Below are 17,008 nucleotides of genomic sequence, written 5' to 3'. Positions count from 1 at the left end.
CCCGCCGCCCGATGAGCGCCGACGTCGTCACCCGGCGGGTGGCCGTCCGCGGCGCGACCGCGCTGCGCGGCCGGGGCCGCCGGCGTCCGACGCCCTACCAGGTCTGGGGCGGCCTGTTCTGGCTGGTGATGACACTCGCGTACTGGCGGACCCCGTTGTGCTGCGACGCCGGCCAGCACGCGGCAGTCGTCGAACGCCTGCGGGCGGACCTGCTGCACCCGCGCCATCCGATGGCGGACCTGCCGGGCGCGGGCAGCCCGTACTACTCGCCGTACGCGGTGGCCCAGGGCGCCTTCGCGCGGCTGACCGGACTCGGCGGCTGGGCGGTGGTGCGGCTGTCGGGGCCGGTCAACCTGCTGGTGCTGCTGACCGGCATCGGCCGCTTCACCCGTGTGCTGACACCCCGTCGCGCGGCGCCCGTCCTGTGCCTGTTCGCGATGGTGCTGCTGTGGGGCACGGAGCGGGCCTGGTGGAGCGGCTACCTCGGGCTGATGTCGATGACCGGCAACCTGGGCTATCCCTCGACGTTCGCCATCGGACTGGCCTTCTGGGCCTGGGCGTTCACGGGCCGGCGCGCGGCGGGCACGGGCGGCCTCGTCCGGTTCGTCGGCCCGGGCGGCCTCGGAAGCCGGTGGGGGTACGCGGCGCTCGGCGCCCTGTACGGACTGATCCTGCTCGTGCATCCGATCACGTCGATCGCGGCGGTGCTGGGCGGGGTGGCGTTCGTGGCGGGGTGGCAACGCGGCCGGCGTCCGGCGGTGGTGTGCCGGTGGCTGCTCGCGGGCGTGGTGGCGCTCCTCGTCGCGTACGCGTGGCCGTACTTCGACGTCTTCGCGCTGACCGGGGACCGCAGCGTGGACGCCATGCACGAGCAGTTGTACGACCGGATGCCCGGACACTTCTGGCTGGCGCTGACCGGGGTGCCCGCGCTGTGGCTGCGCGCCCGGCGCGCCCGGCGGAGCGAGGGGCACGGGTGGCGCGATCCGCTGGTCCTGATGTTCGCGCTGGAGTGCGCGGTGGTGGCGTACGGCTGGGTGAGCGGCCACTACACGTACGGCAGGATCCTCGGGCTCACGCTGGTGCCGCTCCAGTTCGCGCTCGGGGTGGAGCTGGCGGAGCCGCGGCCGTGGGGACCGTGGCGGCGGGTGCTGGGCGGGGCCGCGGCCGCGGGGGCGCTGACCGGGTTCCTGGCCGTGCAGGCCGGAGCGGTGGTGCCGCGATGGCTCGACCCCGTCGGCTTCGCCCAGCCGCCGCACTGGCCGACGTACGACTGGGCGGCCCGGTACATCCGGCCCGGCGAGGCGGTCATCGCGGACGGGTACTACTCGGTCCATCTGCTCGCGGGCTACGGCCCGGATCTCGCGGCGCCCGCCTGGCCCGACCCGGCCCTCGCCGAGAGCGAACGGCTGCGCCGGCTCAGGGCCGTGCGCGCCTATCTCGACCCGTCGTCGACCAGGGCCGAACGCACGGCGGTCGCCCGCCGGTACCACGCCCGCTGGCTGCTGCTGACGCGCTGGCGGCCGGTGCCCGAGGAGGCGACGGTGGTGGCGTGGAGCCGGGAGACCGGGGAGGTGCTGGCCCGGATCGGGCCGGGGCCCGGCACCCGCACCGGTGCGGCGGCCGGTGCAGGAGCCGGCGCGAAGGGCGATGCGGGTGCCGGTGCCGGGTCGCGTCCGTGACGTCGTCCCGCCCGCGGGGCGGGCGGGACGTCGCGGACACGACGTGAGGCCGGTGCGGCGGTCCGTACCGCTCGATGACGGACCCTCCGGCACCGGCCCGCTCGGTGCCGGTTACTCGATGACGAGCTCGACCGGGATGTTGCCGCGGGTGGCGTTGGAGTAGGGGCAGACCTGGTGGGCCTGCTCGACCAGCTTGCGGCCGGTCTCCTCGTCCACGGTGTCGGGCAGCTCGACGCGGAGCGTGACGGCCAGGCCGAAGCCCTCGCCCTGCTTGCCGATGCCCACCTCGCCGGTCACGGCGGCCTGGGTGACGTCGACCTTCGCGGCGCGGCCGACCAGGCCGAGGGCGCTCGCGAAGCAGGCCGCGTACCCGGCGGCGAAGAGCTGCTCGGGGTTGGTGCCCTTGCCACTGCCGCCCATCTCCACCGGAATGCCGAGTTCGAGGTCGAGCGTGCCGTCGGAGCTGACGGCACGGCCCTCGCGGCCGTGGGTGGCGGTGGCGACGGCGGTGTAGAGCGCGTCCATGGGGACCATCCCTCTCAGGTCGGAATCGTGGCGGGGGCTGCCGGTCCGGCGGCCCCACGACCAGAATTAGAGCACGCAATTCAGTTGTGCACAACTTAATTGCTCGCTAGAGCTATCCTGAGGGCATGACCGCGACACCCGCCCCGAGCCCCGGGGCCCCCGTCACGGGGGACTTCCTCCGCCTCGACGAACAGATCTGCTTCTCGCTGAACGCCGCCTCGCGCGCCTTCGGCGGCGTCTACCGCGTCCTCCTGAAGGACCTCGGGCTCACCTACCCGCAGTACCTGGTCATGCTGGTGCTGTGGGAGCACGGCGAGCTGCCCGTGAAGAAGGTCGGCGAGCATCTGCGGCTCGACTCGGGAACCCTGTCGCCGCTGCTGAAGCGGCTGGAGGCGGCGGGTCTCGTACGGCGGGAGCGCAGCGCGCGCGACGAGCGGTCCGTGCGGGTGGCGCTCACCGAGGAGGGGTCCGCGCTGCGGGAGCGCGCGCTGGACGTGCCGCGCCGGATCGCGGCCGCTACCGGGGCGGACCTGGAGGAGATCCGAGAGCTCCGGGCCCGGCTGGACCGGCTGACGGCGGCACTGGACGAGGCGGCCCTGTCCGAGGCTCCGGGATGTACGTAGGCCGGCGTACGTAGAGGCGCAGCGTCACACCTCGGCCCACGACCCGCTCCACGGACTCGAACCGCTCGTCGAGCACGGCGAGCTTGAGGCGCTCGGTCGCCTCCGCCGGGGACCAGGCCCGGCGCGTCGCGAAGGGCGCGGCCACCAGCCACACCCGGTCGAGCCCGTCGAGCCTGCGGCGCAGTTCGGCGGGGTCCGCCTCACGGCCGTACAGGGTTCCGGACGCGGGCGCGGGGACGCTCAGCGCGATGTCGCGGATCCCTCGGAAGCCCTTCGGGTACGCGAGGGCCGCGCGCCGCGCGAGGGACGGCAGGAACAGCACCGGGTCGCCGGGGCGCAGTGCGCGGTGGGCGACGGCGGAGACGGCGGCCAGGTCGTCGGGACGGCGGTCGGGGCTGCGGTCCGCGCGCAGCAGCGGGAGCTGGACGGCGAGGACGAGGGTCACGGCGAGGACGCCGGTGGTGACGGCGTGGGGCAGCAGCCTCGGGAGTCTCGCCGCGAGGTGGTCGGCTCCGGCGGCCGCGAGCAGCGGGGCCCCGGCGAGGGCGTAGAGGACGTAGCGCTCGTCGTAGAGCGGCCACCAGTGGGACACGGTCAGCAGCACCGCCGGGGGCACGGCCACCAGGGGCAGGGCGACGGACGTGAGCGAGAGGGCGCCGCGCGGGGTCCGCTCGGGCCGGAACGCGAGGGCGGCGAGGACGAGGTACGGCACGATCACGAGCCGGGCCGGTCCGGTGAACATGCCGAGCAGCCGCCTCGCGCTGGCGAGGCCGGTGCGCGGCAGCCAGGCGACCTGCGCGGCCTGGCCGTGGGAGACCAGGAGGAGGGGCGCCAGCACCAGGACCGTGGCCGCGGCGGCGATGGTCCAGGCCCGCCACACCCGCGCCGGTACGCGGGCGAGCGCCAGTGTCGTGGCGTGGGCGAGGAGCAGGAGCAGGGCCATCTCGTGCAGCAGGCAGGTGGCGGCGGCCGTCGCCCCGTAGGCGAACCAGGGGCCGGGCCGGGTGGAGCGGGCGGCCCCGACCAGCAGCAGGGTCGCTCCGGCCGCCCCGGCCGCGACGAGCGCGTAGGAGCGGCCCTCCTGGGCGAAGTGGCCGGTCATGGGCGTGACGGCGTACAGGAGGCCCGCCCACAGGCCGACGCGCGGGCGGCCCAGCCGGACGCCGAGCGCGGCCACGAGCCCGGCGGTCGCGGCGGCGCCGCAGACGGAGGGCAGGCGCAGGGCGACCTCGCCGGGGTGGGAGGCGAGGACGGGGTGCATGAGGAGGTAGTAGAGGCCGTGCACGGCGTCCACGGAGTGCAGCAGGTGCCAGATCTGGGGCACCGAGCGCCGGGCGACCTGGAACGTGACGGCCTCGTCGCGCCACATGCCGCCGCGGTCGAGCCCCCACAGGCCGATCGCGAGCATGGCCAGGACGGGCACGAGGACGGACAGGACGACGCCCGCCACGTGCCGGCGCCGGTCGGCCCGGCGCCGGTCCCGGCCACGGGGGGCCCGGCCACCGGAGGCCCCGGGACGCCGGACGGCCGGAGGCCGGGCGGTCGGGCGCCGGGCCGCCGGATGCCTCGCCGTCGACAGCCTCATCCACGCATACACCATGGGGGCGATTTTTTGCTATTAACAACCTTTAGTCGGTATTGACAGCCTATTGCACGGTATGACCCATCCATGCGGCTTACGATCCGGGCTTCATGAGCCCCTTCCGGAAGCACCGCACGCCAGGACGCGTCCGCGCCCTCGCCGCCGCCTGGCTCGCCACCCGCGCCCTCATGCTGTGGCTCCTCGCCCACGACCGGCTCGCCCCGCTCGGCGGGGGCGGAGTGTCGCGCGAGGTGGGCCATCTCTACTTCCACTGGTACGGCGTGCTGTCCGAGGGCGCGTTCCCGGCCGGCGACCGGCTGTGGCAGTACCCGCCGGGGGCCGGCCCGGTGCTGCTCGCGCCCGGACTGCTGCCGGGGCTGACGTACTTCACCGCGTTCGTGGTCTGCGCGCTCGCCGCCGACGCGGTGATCGCCGCCGCCCTCACCCGCGCCGGGCTGCGGCCCGGGCGTAGTCCGCGCGGCGCCTGGCTGTGGGTGCTGGGCCTGCCCCTGCTGCTGCACATCCCGCTCGCCCGGTACGACGTGCAGGTCACCGCGTTCGCCGTCGTCTCCCTGCTGGCGCTCTCGCGCCGTCCCCGCGTGTGCGGCGCGTTCGCCGCGATGGGGGCCCTGGTGAAGGTCTGGCCCGCGCTCGCGCTGATCGGAACCCCCCGGGGCCGGAGCACCCGCGAGGTGTGGGCCTCGGCGGCGGTCACCGCGGCAGCCCTGCTCGCCGTCCTCGCGGCCCTCTTCAGCGGCCCGTTCGACTTCCTGCGCCAGCAGAGCGGCCGGGGTGTCCAGATCGAGTCCCTCGGCGGCACCGTCCTGGGCTTCGCGCGCCACGCCGGCTGGCCCGGTGCGGCCCGCTACCAGTACGGCGCGATGGAGTTCGTCGGTCCGTACACCGGCGCGGTCGCGGCCTGCTCGCTCGCCCTGACCGTCGCCGCGTTCGGGCTCATGCTGCTGTGGCGGGTCCGCGCGCGGCGCTGGACGACGGCCACCCCGTACGACGCGGCGCTCACGGCCGTCCTGCTGTTCACCGTGACCAGCCGGGTGATCAGCCCCCAGTACATGGTGTGGCTGCTGGGCCTCGCCGCCGTCTGCCTGACCTCGCGGCACACCACGCAGCGCCCGGTCGCCGCGCTGATCCTGGCGGCTACGGCGGTGAGTTCGGTGGCCTATCCGGGGCTGTACGGCGAGGTGGTGCACAGCACCTGGACGGGCTGTCTGCTGATGCTCGTACGCAACGGCCTGCTGGCGACGGCGGCGGGAGTGTCCTTCGTACGGCTGTGGCGGTCGGGTCTGCCCGCGGCCGCCCCGCGCCGCGGTGTTCCGGCCGGGCGGGAGCGCGGCACCCACCGGATTCCCACCGGGCTCCGAACGCGACAGTGACCGTCTCTTGACGGAGAATTACCCGCAATCCCTACGATTCCGACCCGTGGATCACATGAACCCTCACCAGGCGAAGGTCAGCGTCGTCGTCATCGGGTACGACGACGCCGCCCATGTGGCGGACGCGGTGCGCTCGGCGCTCGCGCAAGGTCCCGCCGTGCGCGAGGTGATCGCGGTGGACGACCGCTCGACGGACGGCAGCGCCGCCCTCCTCGACACCCTCGCCGAAGGGGAGCCACGCCTGAGAGTGATCCACCGGCCGGTCAACAGCGGCGGCTGCGGCAGCCCGCGCAACGACGGCGTCGACGCGGCCGGCGCCCCGTACGTGATGTTCCTGGACAGCGACGACGTCCTGCCGGCCGGCGCGGTGGACGCGCTGCTCGGCGCCGCCGAGGAACACCGCGCCGAGGTCGCCGCCGGGCTCTGCGTGCGCCGGGAACTGCCCTCGGGCCGCGAGGTTCCCTGGGAACGCGCCCTCTACGCGCGGCCCGCCCTGATATCCCGCCCCTCGCGCCGCCTCCGCCTCGCCCACGACACCCTCTGCGTCAACAAGCTGTACCGCACCGATTTTCTGCGCGGGCACGGCATCCGCTTCCCCGAAGGCCGCCACCCCTACGAGGACTTCGTGTTCACCGCGCGGGTGCTGGCCGCCGCGCCGCGCATCGCGCTCATCCCCGACACGGTCTACATCTGGCACGTACGACGCACCGCCGACCGCCTGTCCATCTCGCTCGACCGCGCCGGCATCGACAACTGGCGGGCCCGCACCGAGGCGAACCGGGAGGCGTACGAGATCCTCCTGGGCGCCGGGGAGAAGCGGCTCGCGCGGGCCGTGCGCGCCAAGTTCCTCGACCACGAGCTGCGGATGTACACGCGCGAACTGGAACTGCGCGCCCCCGGCTACCGCACCGCCTGGTGGGACCACACACGGGCGTACCTGTCGACGTTCGACGCGGACGACCTCGGCGTCAACCCCTCGGCCCCCGGCCGCCTCGTCGCCCGCGTGATCCTCGCCTGCCCCGCCCCCCGCGACCTGCCCCGCCTGAGGGAACTCGCGGCCCGCCCGGCCCGGCTGCTCCCGCCCTACACCCGCGACGGCGACGGCAGACCCGTGTGGTCGGCGGATCTCCCCGAGGTGACCCTGGAGGACTTCCTGGACCGGCCCGCCCATCTGCTGCCCGCCGCCGTCGACGCGGAACTGCGCCCCCGTTCGCGGGGCACCCGGCTGCGGCTGCGCCTGCACGAGCTGTACGGGCGGATGGCCGAGGCGGGTCCCGCCTCGGTGGACGTGACGTTCGTCCACCGGGACGAGGGGCGGGTGGGCCTGCGCGGCAGGGCGGCCCTGGTGGCCGACCGTCACGGCGACTCCTGGTGCGCGGAGACCCCGGTGGAACTGTCGGCACTGGGCGCGGGCGTCTGGGATCTGCGCCTGGCCGTGCGCTTTCACGACGGTACGAGCCGGGAGGTGTCGGCGCACGCGCTCGGCGGCCCGGGTCTGCTGCGCCGCCGCGCGGTCGCCGACGCTCACCACGGCGTTCTCCTCGTACAGCCCTACCGGACGCACGCCGGGGCACTGGGGCTGCGGACGGCGTCCGGCCTGCGGGGCCTGACCGGCGTGGTGTCCCGCAGGCTCCGCCGCCTGCTTCACTGATACGCGGACGCGGACGCGGAGACGCGAGGCGCGGACGCGGACACCGTCACGCGCGCCCGCCTTCCCCGGCCGCAGGCACGACGTCCGGCACCACGGACTCACTCACGAGGGGAACGGCCGCACATGACCTGGCTGATCACCGGCGGCGCCGGCTACATCGGAGCGCACGTCGTCCGCGCGCTGCGCGAGGCGGGCGAACAGGCCGTGGTCTACGACGACCTGTCCACCGGGGTCGCGGAGCGGGTGCCCTCGGACGTTCCGCTGGTCGTCGGCTCGACCCTGGACGGCGACCTGCTCGCCCGGACGCTCACCGGACACTCCGTCACCGGCGTCGTCCACCTGGCGGCGAAGAAGCAGGTCGGCGAGTCCGTGGACCTGCCCCTGCACTACTACCGGGAGAACGTCGAGGGCCTGCGTGTCCTGCTGGAGGCCGTGACCGCGGCCTCCGTGACGGCGTTCGTCTTCTCGTCCTCGGCCGCGGTGTACGGCATGCCGGACGTGGACCTGGTGACGGAGGAGACACCGTGCGCGCCGATGAGCCCGTACGGCGAGACGAAGCTGGCGGGCGAATGGCTGGTGCGCGCGACCGGCCGTGCGACGGGTCTGTCCACGGCCTGTCTGCGCTACTTCAACGTGGCGGGCGCGGCGGCCCCGGAGCTGGCCGACGTGGGCGTCTTCAACCTCGTCCCCATGGTCTTCGAGAAGCTGACGGAGGACGCCGCGCCGCGCGTCTTCGGCGACGACTACCCGACGCCGGACGGCACCTGCGTGCGTGACTACATCCACGTGGTCGACCTGGCCGAGGCGCACGTGGCCGCGGCCCGCGCCCTGACGGCCTCCCCCCGGGCCTCCCTGACCCTCAACATCGGGCGCGGCGAGGGGGTTTCGGTGCGCGAGATGATCGACCGCATCAACGCGCTCACCGGGTACGACCGGCCCCCGGTCACCACCCCGCGCCGACCCGGCGACCCGGCCCGCGTCGTCGCCTCCGCCGACCGCGCCGCCGACGAACTGGGCTGGAAGGCCCGCCACGACGTGGACGACATGATCACCTCGGCCTGGTCGGGCTGGCTCCACCACCACCCGGCCGCGAACCGGAGCTAGACCCACCGCCCGCACCGGCCGAGAAGGCGCCGACCGACCGCAGGACCCCACCGACCCCCTGACGGCCCCCTCCCTCCCCCGTACGCTCCCCCCATGACCGCCACCGGCACCATCCTCGGCTCCGCGGTGGGCGACGCCCTCGGCGCACCGTTCGAGTTCGGCCCGGAAGGCGCGTTCACCCGGCGCTTCCCGGTGCCCGGGCAGGACGGCGAGATGTGCGGGGGCGGCGGCTGGGATCCGGGTGAGGCGACCGACGACACGCAGATGGCCGTCCTGGTCGGCGAGTCGCTGCTCCGGTACGGCCGCCTCGAACTCCCGGACGTCTTCGACCGGTTCCGGCGCTGGGCGGCGGCCGACCCCAAGGACATCGGTCTGCAGACCGAGGCGGTCCTGACGAGCGGCGACCCCTGGGACCTGGCGGCCGCCCTGCACTTCCAGACCAACCAACGCGGCGCCGGGAACGGCTCGTTGATGCGGGCGTCGACCTCCGCCGTGTTCTTCGCCCCGTACGGCAGAGACGCCACGATGTCCGCGGCACGCCGCATCGCCGCCCTGACCCACGGCGACCGTGCCGCCTGGGAGGGGACGGCGATCCTCCACGAACTGATCCGCGTCGCCCTGCTCGGACAAGACCCCCTCACCGCGCTCCCGGACACCCTCGACGCCGTCCACCCGGACCACCGGGCCCGCTACGCCACGGTCCTCGCCCGCGACTGGCACCCCGATCTGGCGACCGAGTTCAACGGAGCCGTGTGGCCCTGTCTCGGCTCGGCCGTGTGGGCCGTGCGGAACACCGGCTCCTTCGAGGACGCCGTGCGCGCGGCGGTCGATCTCGGCGGCGACACGGACACCGTCGCGGCGGTGACGGGTGCGCTCGCGGGGGCGGTGTACGGGGAGGATGCCGTGCCCGCCCGCTGGAGCGAGCCGCTGCACGTGCCGTTGCCGGGTTGCGGTGGGCGGGTGCTGCGGGTGGCCGAGCTCGTGGATCTCGCGGTTCGGCTGTCCGGGCGGCCGCCCGGCGGGGAAGGGGCGGCCCGGGGGGAGCCGGGCTGAGTCAGAGGGCCTTCAGGGCCGCCGCCGTCGCGCGGGCCAGGCTGGCCAGGTAGCCCTTCGGGACCTTGGGGCCGCGGACGACGACCGCGCGCCAGTACAGCGGGCCCGACATCAGGTCCAGCGCGAGTTCGACGTCGACGCCCGCACGGATCTCGCCCCGCTCGACGGCCGACGCGACGATCCCGCTCGCCACCGACTGCTGGCCCTCCCGCAGCGCGGCCTGCATGGCGTCCGCGATCTCGGGGTTGCGGGCCGCCTCGGCCTGGAGGTCGGGGATGATCTGGCCGGCCACCGGGTGCCGCAGGGCGCGCGAGGTGACCTCGTACAGCAGCCGCAGGTCGCCCTCCAGGGAGCCGGTGTCGGGCGCGGGCAGCCCCTGGACCGCGATCGCCGAGACCAGGTCGAGCACGAGGTGGAGCTTGGAGCGCCAGCGCCGGTACACCGCGGTCTTGCCGACACCCGCGCGGCGGGCGATGCCCTCGATGGACATCCTGGCGTAGCCGACGGACGCGAGTTCCTCGAAGACGGCGGCGCGGATCGCCTCGGTCACATCCTCGCGGAGGACTGCCGCACCGGCGGGAGCCCGGCGGCGCCTGGGCTTTCCGTCGGCAGGCGCGGGCGTGGCGGCACTCGCGGCCGTATCGGCGTTCGTCGTCATACGGACCAGCATAGGGCGTTACGACGAAACGGTTGCGTTCCGACGTCGAGTGGGCCTACTCTCGCGTTACGACGATACGGTCCCGTTCCGACGTAAGAAAACGGTAGGAAACGCCGTTGGAAACGCCCGGGGACCGACCGCGCGCCCCCACCCCCCGAGCGAAAGCAACGGATGTGAGCCAGGTCCTCAACACACCGCCCCCGACAGCGTCACCGGTCTCCCCCGCCGACGACGCCGCGGCCATCGCCGCCCGGTACGGCCTCACCGTCAGCGGCGCGCGCCCGAGCCTGCCCGCGTACGTCGGCCAGCTGTGGGCACGGCGCCACTTCATCACCGCGTTCGCCACCGCCAAGCTCACCTCGCAGTACAGCCAGGCCAAGCTGGGCCAGGTGTGGCAGGTGATGACCCCGCTGCTCAACGCGGCGGTCTACTACTTCATCTTCGGTGTGCTGCTCGGCACCAAGCACGGCGTGCCGGACTACATCCCGTTCCTGGTCACCGGCGTCTTCATCTGGACCTTCACGCAGAGCTCGATCATGGCGGGCACCCGGGCGATCTCCGGCAGCCTCGGCCTGGTCCGCGCCCTGCACTTCCCGCGTGCCGCGCTGCCGGTGTCGTACGCGATCCAGCAGCTCCAGCAGCTCCTGTTCTCGATGGCCGCGCTGGTCGTCATCCTGCTCTTCTTCGGCGTACCGGTCGCCGCCTCGTGGCTGCTCGCGCTGCCCGTGCTGGTGCTCCAGTTCACGTTCAACGCGGGCGTCGCGCTGATCGTGGCGCGGATGGGCGCCAAGACCCCGGACATCGCGCAGCTCATGCCCTTCATCCTGCGCACCTGGATGTACGTCTCGGGCGTCATGTGGAGCATCGACAAGGTGCTCAGCAAGAACCATCTGCCGCACTGGGCGATGGTCCTGCTGGAGAGCAATCCGGCCGCCGTCTACATCGACCTGATGCGCTTCTCGCTGATCGACAGCTTCCACGCGCACCAGCTTCCGCACCACGTCTGGGCACTGGCGGTGGGCTGGGCGCTGGTCGCGGGCGTCGGCGGCTTCATCTACTTCTGGAAGGCTGAGGAGACGTACGGCCGTGGCTGACATCATCGCGCAGGACACCCAGCCGCAGGACACCGCGAGCGCGGCGACGGCCGCCCCCGCGGCCGGCGCGGAGCCCATCCCGACCGTCATCGCGGACCGCGTCGACATCGTGTACCGCGTCAACGGCACCGGTGCCGGACGGGGCAGCGCCACCGCCGCCCTCAACCGCATCCTGCGCCGCAAGCAGTCCGAGAAGGCGTCGGGCGTCCGCAAGGTCCACGCGGTCAAGTGCGTCTCCTTCACCGCCTACCGCGGCGAGGCCATCGGCCTGATCGGCACCAACGGCTCCGGCAAGTCCACGCTGCTCAAGGCGGTCGCGGGCCTGCTCCCGGTGGAGAACGGCAGGATCTACACCGACGGCCAGCCCTCGCTGCTCGGCGTGAACGCGGCCCTCATGAACGACCTCACCGGCGAGCGGAACGTCTACCTCGGCGGCCTCGCCATGGGCATGTCCCGCGAGCAGGTCAAGGAGCGCTACCAGGAGATCGTCGACTTCTCCGGCATCAACGAGAAGGGCGACTTCATCACCCTGCCGATGCGGACCTACTCCTCGGGCATGTCGGCCCGGCTGCGCTTCTCCATCGCGGCGGCCAAGGACCACGACGTCCTGATGATCGACGAGGCCCTCGCGACCGGTGACCGCTCCTTCCAGAAGCGCTCCGAGGCCCGCATCCGCGAACTCCGCAAGACCGCGGGCACGGTGTTCCTGGTCAGCCACAACAACAAGTCGATCCGCGACACCTGCGACCGCGTGCTGTGGCTGGAGCGCGGCGAGCTGCGCATGGACGGCCCGACCGCGGACGTCCTCAAGGAGTACGAGAAGTTCACGGGCAAGTAGCCGCACCGGGTCCGTCGAGCGCGCGACCCGCGCGGTGACTCGTGAGCAGTGACCCGCGCGCAGTGACCCGCGCGCAGTGACCTGGGGCGGAGCCGTCGACGGCTCCGCCCCAGGTCTCGTTCCACGCTCGTTCCGGCTCAGTCCGCCCGTTCAGCGCTCCAGGAAAGCGAACAGGTCCTCCCACCCGCGGACGACCTCCTCCGTCGTGAAGCGCCGGACGTTCACGCGCGCCGCGTCGCCCAGGGAGTCCCGCAGCGCCTTGTCGGACATCAGCGTGTCCAGCCGGCGGGCCAGTTCACCGGTGTTGCCGAGGGTGGCCAGCAGGCCGTCCTCGCCGTCCCGGACGATCTCGTGGACACCGGGCGCGCAGTCGAAGGCGGCGCACGGCAGCCCGGCGGCCATCGCCTCCATGAGGGCGAGCGGGAAGCCCTCGCCGCGCGAGGAGAGCACGAAGACCGAGCCGCCGCGCAGCGCGCCCGGGACATCGCTCGTCCGTCCCATCCAGTCGACCGAGTCGTCGAGTCCGAGCGCGGTGCACTGCTTCCTCAGGATCTCCTCGTCCTCGCCCGAGCCGTAGATCCGCAGCCGCCAGTCGGGGTGGAGCGGGGCGGTCTCGGCCCAGGCGTCGAGGAGCATGTCGATGCCCTTCTGGTCGGTCAGCCGCCCCACGCTGACGACGACGTTCCCGGTACGCGGCGAGGGCACCTCCGGCATGAACGGAAGGGGGTTCGGCATGAAGGACGCGTTGTTCATGCCCTGCCCGATCCAGAGGTCGGCGTCCTCACGGGTGAGCGCGAGCATCCGGTCGACGTCCTTGTAGTGCTTCAGCACCCGGCGGAAGCGCGAGGTCGTCCGCGAGTAGTCGTAGGACTCGTGGCTCATCCCGATGACGGTCATGCCGCCGGTGTCGGCGAGCTCCACCCATTCCATGGCCCACACCTGGGTGACGATCACGACGGCACCCGGGCGCGCGGCCCGGAACAGCGCCGTCAGCTCGGCGGCCTTCTCCCGCATGCCCGCGGCCCGCTCGGCACGCAGTCTCCGCTCCGCGACGTCGAGCCGCCCCCTGAGACCCCGCGCCGGTCCCACGCGGGGCGGGTGGACGTCGTACAACGTCGTGGTGGGGTACGGGAGTTCGCCCAGTTCCTGCGGGACTGCGGGCTCGGTGACGCCCACGACATGCACGCGGTGACCGCGTTCGGTGAAGAGCCGGGCCATCTGGTGCGACCAGCTCGTCACCCCGCCCAGTTCGTCGACGCTGTTGGAGACGAAGAAGATGTCCCGCCGCGGGCCGGTCATCCGCGCCTCCCGTGCCCGAAGAACTGGTCGACGACGCTGCGGGCCGCCGTCCCCTGGTCGTACTCGCCGAAGTCGGCGAGGAACTGCTCGCGCCTGGGCGCGTACTTGACGCTCTGCTCCTCCAGCGAGCCGAGGACGGCGTGCAGTTCGTCCTCGGTCCGCACCACCGGCCCCGGCGCCCGCTCCAGCAGGTCGAAGTAGGTTCCGCGGTCCTCGTGCACATACGCGTCGTAGTCGTAGGCGAAGAAGAACATCGGGCGGTCGAGGAGGGCGTAGTCGAACATCACGGACGAGTAGTCGGTGATCAGGGCGTCGGCGAGGGCGAGCAGTGGGGTCATGTCGTGGTGGGCCGTGACATCGACGACCCGGCCGCGTACGGACGGCGGGAGCACGACGTGGTTCAGGTAGTGGGAGCGGACCAGCAGGACGTAGCGGTCGCCGAAGGTGTCGGCGAAGCGCTCGACGTCGAAGGGCAGCTCGAACCGCTTCTTCCCGTCGCCGCGGCTGCGGAACGTCGGGGCGTACAGGAGGATCTGGCGGTCGTCGGGGATGCCCAGCTCCGCCGCGAGCGGGCCGCGTTCGCGCCCGCCGCCCGCCGCCTCCCGCTGTCTGGCCCGCACGAGCGCGTCGTTGCGCGGGTATCCGACCCGCAGCAGGGTCCGCTCCTTCAGCCGGAACGCCCGCGCGAGGGTACGCACGTCGTGCTCGGAGCGGATGAGGAACCGGTCGAACCGGTCCAGTACCTTCTGCTGTTCGGCCTGCCCCTCACGGGACTTGAGTTTCCATTCGGCCTCGTCGAAGCCCATCCGCTTGAGCGCGGAGCCGTGCCACGTCTGGATGTACGTCGTGCCCGGCCGCTTGGTCAGTTTCAGCGGGTAGCTCTGGTTGTCGACCCAGAACTCGGCCTGCGCGAGCGCCCTGAGGTAGGGCAGCGACCAGCGGCGTACGAGGGTGGCGTCGTCCGGGAAGCCGGCCGGGCTGCCGGTGTAAGACCAGACCGGCTCGAACTCCAGCCCCTGGCGGCGCATCTCCTCGTAGATCGCCCGGGGGCTGTCGCTGTACTGGCGGCCCAGATGGCTCTCGAAGACGACGAGCCCCGTGCGGACGGGCAACCGGCTGAACACCTCGTGGTAGATACGGATCTTGGTCTCGCCGGAGGTGAGTTCCTTGCGCAGGGAACGGGCCTTGCGGTAGCCGGTCTTGGCGAGTGTGACGGCCCGGCCGTGCACTCCGCGCCGCACGACGAGGTTCGCCTTCTTGTCGGGGACCAGCCGGAAGGAGAGATGCCCGCGTGAGGAGACGACCGGCTCCATGCGGTCGGCGACCAGCCGGGTGAGCCGGGGCCGGACGGGCAACTGTCCGACGGCCAGGCCGGGTTCGGCCGCGGTGATCCTCGTGCTGGTGCGCACCCCGTCGACGTCGAGGTGGAGCCGTACGTCCCACACGGCGTCCACGATGCCGAGCGGCCGTACGGCCAGGAGGTTCGCCGCGCCCTCCCAGGCGATGCTCTCGCCCGCGTGCCGCACGTTCGCCACGGGAAAGCGGAAGGTCTGGAAGCGCACTCCGGGACGGCGGGCGTAGAACTCCAGCTCGCCGGTGAGCCGGGCGCCGGGCGGGATCACACCGAGCGGGTTGGTGACGCGCCCGGCGAGCCGGACGGTGCCGCCGGTGCTCTCGTACGAGGTCAGCGTGTTGCGCAGGAACATACGGTCGACCGGCTTGATGTGGTGGCCGAGGTCGGTGACGTCCAGGACATGGCGGCCGAAGGGGTCGTCGAGATGCTCGGCGCACCAGTACACGCGGCCGTCGCGCTCGACGAGCGGCGAGGAGATCTTGTCGCGGTTGGTGAGGGTGTCCACGGCGGGCAGCAGGTTGTCCCAGTCGCTCACCTGGAGGAGGTAGGCGCAGATGGCCTGGATGGGCTCGGTCTCGTCGAAGGCCGCGCGGTCGATCGACTCCAGGTACCTGCGGGCGATCGCCGCGAAGTCCTCGCGGAAGGCGGCGTCACGGAAGGGCAGTTCGCGCAGGTGCAGCACGAGGTCGTGCTTGAGGAACTTGACGTCCTTGGCGAACTTCAGCTCCAGGAGCCCTCTGTCCGCGAGGAGTTGGTCGACCCTGCGGTGGATCTCCATGCGGTGCGTGAAGTTGGCGATCTCGTCGCGCCGGTTGCTGATGGACTTCGCCTCCGCCTTGTCGGAGACCCGCCAGTCGTACACCCGGTTGGGGATGAGGGTGATGCGGCGGGCGGTGGCGTAGGCCTGGGCGGAGAAGAGCAGGTCCTCGTAGTGGATGCCGACCGGGAAGCGCAGGCCCTCGTCGAGCAGGAACCGCCTGCGGTAGAACTTGTTGGTCGACAGGGTGTCGAAGACCAGCAGGTCGGGCAGTTCGGAGATCGACTCCAGGGTCCGGGTGCGCCGGTACAGCCAGGGGTACCACTTGACCTCCTTGCGCGTGCGCGCGTCGACGTGCACGCGCACGCACAGGCCGGACACCAGGTCCGCACCGGTGGACTCCGCGGCCTCCAGCATGTTGCGGCAGGCGTTGCGCTCCAGGACGTCGTCGCTGTCGAGGAAGACGACGTAGGTGCCGCGGGCCTCGGTCATGCCGCGGTTGCGGGGGGCGCCGCAGCCGCCGCTGTTCTCGGGCAGCCGGCAGGCGCGGACCCGGCCGGGGTGCGCCGCGGCCAGCCCGCGCGCCACCTCGTACGAGCCGTCGGTGCTCCGGTCGTCGACGACGATCACCTCGACGTCGTGCAGCGTCTGGTCCAGGACGGAACGCACGGCCGTGGACAACCGGGCGGCGTCGTTGTAGACGATGACGACCACGGAGACGGCAGGTCTCCTGGGCCCGGACCCGGTGAACGCGCGGCGCTCGGCGGACGCGCGAGGTTGATCCTCGTTCATCCTATTAATCGTAGTCAGTGCGGCCCGTTTTGGGGCGCTATCGCCCGTTCCTCGCGTGTTGGAACACCCACGTCCGGTACACCACGAAGCGGAACGCCGAGGCCAGGACGATCGACACCGCCTTGGCGACGTTCGAGCCGAGCGGGCCGCTCATGCCCAGACCCTGATAGCCGGCGTAGAACAGCACGCTCTCCATGGCGACGCCGAGCCCGCTGAACGCGAAGAAGAGGGCGATCTGGCGCCGGGTGCGCGAGGCCCGGTCCCGGTAGGCGAAGTAGCGAAAGCCGAGGTAGTTCGTCCCCATGGCGACACAGCTCGCGACCACCGTGGCGACCATCGGGGCCCACCGCAGGCCGTGCAGCGCCAGATTGAAGAAGAGGATGTTGACGGCGACCCCGCTGCCGCCGACGACGGCGAACCGGGCGACCTCCAGGACGAGCCGGCGGGCCCTCGGGGCGCTCGGGACGGAGCGGGGGCGGACGACGGGGGCGGGCAGGGTGGCGACGCGAGCCGGGCCCTCGGAGAGATGCACTGTCACGGGTCCGGATCCTCCACAGGTCTGTCCGTCGGTCGAGCCCACCCTAAAGCTAAATGTCCTATTTACCAGG

At 72.7% G+C, this 17,008-nt stretch carries 14 protein-coding genes; 8 read left to right on the top strand and 6 right to left on the bottom strand.

What is annotated here, in order from left to right; all coding sequences use genetic code 11:
- Positions 1-11 precede the first annotated feature (11 nt).
- Entirely contained in the window at positions 12-1,679 is a 1,668-nt protein-coding gene (locus ACIQ7M_RS07660; RefSeq protein ID WP_403641022.1) for a hypothetical protein, read from the top strand.
- A gap of 111 nt (positions 1,680-1,790) precedes the next feature.
- Here the strand turns inward: ACIQ7M_RS07660 and ACIQ7M_RS07655 are convergent, their stop codons facing one another.
- Entirely contained in the window at positions 1,791-2,204 is a 414-nt protein-coding gene (locus tag ACIQ7M_RS07655; protein WP_361681287.1) for an organic hydroperoxide resistance protein, read from the bottom strand.
- A gap of 125 nt (positions 2,205-2,329) precedes the next feature.
- Here ACIQ7M_RS07655 and ACIQ7M_RS07650 point away from each other — a divergent pair, with 125 nt between their 5' ends.
- Positions 2,330-2,827, top strand: coding sequence for a MarR family transcriptional regulator (locus ACIQ7M_RS07650; protein WP_355771374.1), 498 nt, complete (start codon positions 2,330-2,332; stop codon positions 2,825-2,827).
- On the opposite strand, the gene ACIQ7M_RS07645 is transcribed toward ACIQ7M_RS07650, so the two are convergent.
- On the bottom strand, positions 2,721-4,427 hold the full coding sequence (locus ACIQ7M_RS07645) for a hypothetical protein (protein WP_403641018.1): 1,707 nt from the start codon (positions 4,425-4,427) through the stop codon (positions 2,721-2,723). The two genes, ACIQ7M_RS07650 and ACIQ7M_RS07645, sit on opposite strands and share 107 nt — an antisense overlap.
- 92 nt (positions 4,428-4,519) lie before the next feature.
- On the opposite strand from ACIQ7M_RS07645, the gene ACIQ7M_RS07640 reads away from it, so the two are divergent.
- The 4 genes from ACIQ7M_RS07640 to ACIQ7M_RS07625 all read left to right on the top strand — a co-directional run bounded on the left by ACIQ7M_RS07640 (position 4,520) and on the right by ACIQ7M_RS07625 (position 9,608).
- Complete coding sequence (locus ACIQ7M_RS07640) at positions 4,520-5,800, top strand: glycosyltransferase 87 family protein (protein WP_403641015.1); 1,281 nt, start codon at positions 4,520-4,522, stop codon at positions 5,798-5,800.
- Between the two features lie 55 nt (positions 5,801-5,855).
- Positions 5,856-7,451: a glycosyltransferase family 2 protein gene (locus tag ACIQ7M_RS07635; RefSeq protein WP_403642177.1), complete on the top strand. Its 1,596-nt coding sequence runs from the start codon at positions 5,856-5,858 to the stop codon at positions 7,449-7,451.
- Positions 7,452-7,574: 123 nt separating this feature from the next.
- The gene (galE, locus tag ACIQ7M_RS07630) at positions 7,575-8,555 is read left to right on the top strand and encodes a UDP-glucose 4-epimerase GalE (RefSeq protein WP_403641012.1); all 981 of its coding nucleotides are present in this window, start codon (positions 7,575-7,577) and stop codon (positions 8,553-8,555) included.
- Between the two features lie 93 nt (positions 8,556-8,648).
- A complete protein-coding gene (locus tag ACIQ7M_RS07625; protein ID WP_403641009.1) occupies positions 8,649-9,608 on the top strand; it encodes an ADP-ribosylglycohydrolase family protein in 960 nt (319 codons plus the stop codon).
- A gap of 1 nt (position 9,609) precedes the next feature.
- Here ACIQ7M_RS07625 and ACIQ7M_RS07620 read toward each other — a convergent pair whose 3' ends face one another.
- Entirely contained in the window at positions 9,610-10,278 is a 669-nt protein-coding gene (locus ACIQ7M_RS07620) for a TetR/AcrR family transcriptional regulator (RefSeq protein WP_403641006.1), read from the bottom strand.
- Positions 10,279-10,439: 161 nt separating this feature from the next.
- Here ACIQ7M_RS07620 and ACIQ7M_RS07615 point away from each other — a divergent pair, with 161 nt between their 5' ends.
- Together ACIQ7M_RS07615 and ACIQ7M_RS07610 are read left to right on the top strand one after the other, a co-directional pair.
- Positions 10,440-11,360, top strand: coding sequence for an ABC transporter permease (locus ACIQ7M_RS07615; RefSeq protein WP_386984746.1), 921 nt, complete (start codon positions 10,440-10,442; stop codon positions 11,358-11,360).
- The gene (locus ACIQ7M_RS07610; protein ID WP_403641002.1) at positions 11,353-12,198 is read left to right on the top strand and encodes an ABC transporter ATP-binding protein; all 846 of its coding nucleotides are present in this window, start codon (positions 11,353-11,355) and stop codon (positions 12,196-12,198) included. Before ACIQ7M_RS07615 ends, ACIQ7M_RS07610 begins: the two co-directional genes overlap by 8 nt.
- A gap of 150 nt (positions 12,199-12,348) precedes the next feature.
- Here the strand turns inward: ACIQ7M_RS07610 and ACIQ7M_RS07605 are convergent, their stop codons facing one another.
- The 3 genes from ACIQ7M_RS07605 to ACIQ7M_RS07595 are packed head-to-tail and all read right to left on the bottom strand — an operon-like array spanning position 12,349 to position 16,938.
- Positions 12,349-13,497 (bottom strand): glycosyltransferase, encoded by a 1,149-nt coding sequence (locus tag ACIQ7M_RS07605; protein WP_403640999.1) that lies wholly within the window; start codon positions 13,495-13,497, stop codon positions 12,349-12,351.
- Entirely contained in the window at positions 13,494-16,400 is a 2,907-nt protein-coding gene (locus tag ACIQ7M_RS07600; RefSeq protein WP_403640996.1) for a CDP-glycerol glycerophosphotransferase family protein, read from the bottom strand. Before ACIQ7M_RS07600 ends, ACIQ7M_RS07605 begins: the two co-directional genes overlap by 4 nt.
- A 37-nt stretch (positions 16,401-16,437) precedes the next feature.
- Positions 16,438-16,938 (bottom strand): GtrA family protein, encoded by a 501-nt coding sequence (locus ACIQ7M_RS07595; RefSeq protein WP_403640993.1) that lies wholly within the window; start codon positions 16,936-16,938, stop codon positions 16,438-16,440.
- Positions 16,939-17,008: the final 70 nt, after the last annotated feature.

Source organism: Streptomyces sp. NPDC096324 (assembly GCF_044763015.1).
Taxonomy (GTDB): domain Bacteria; phylum Actinomycetota; class Actinomycetes; order Streptomycetales; family Streptomycetaceae; genus Streptomyces.
This window is presented reverse-complemented; position numbering and strand designations above follow the sequence as displayed.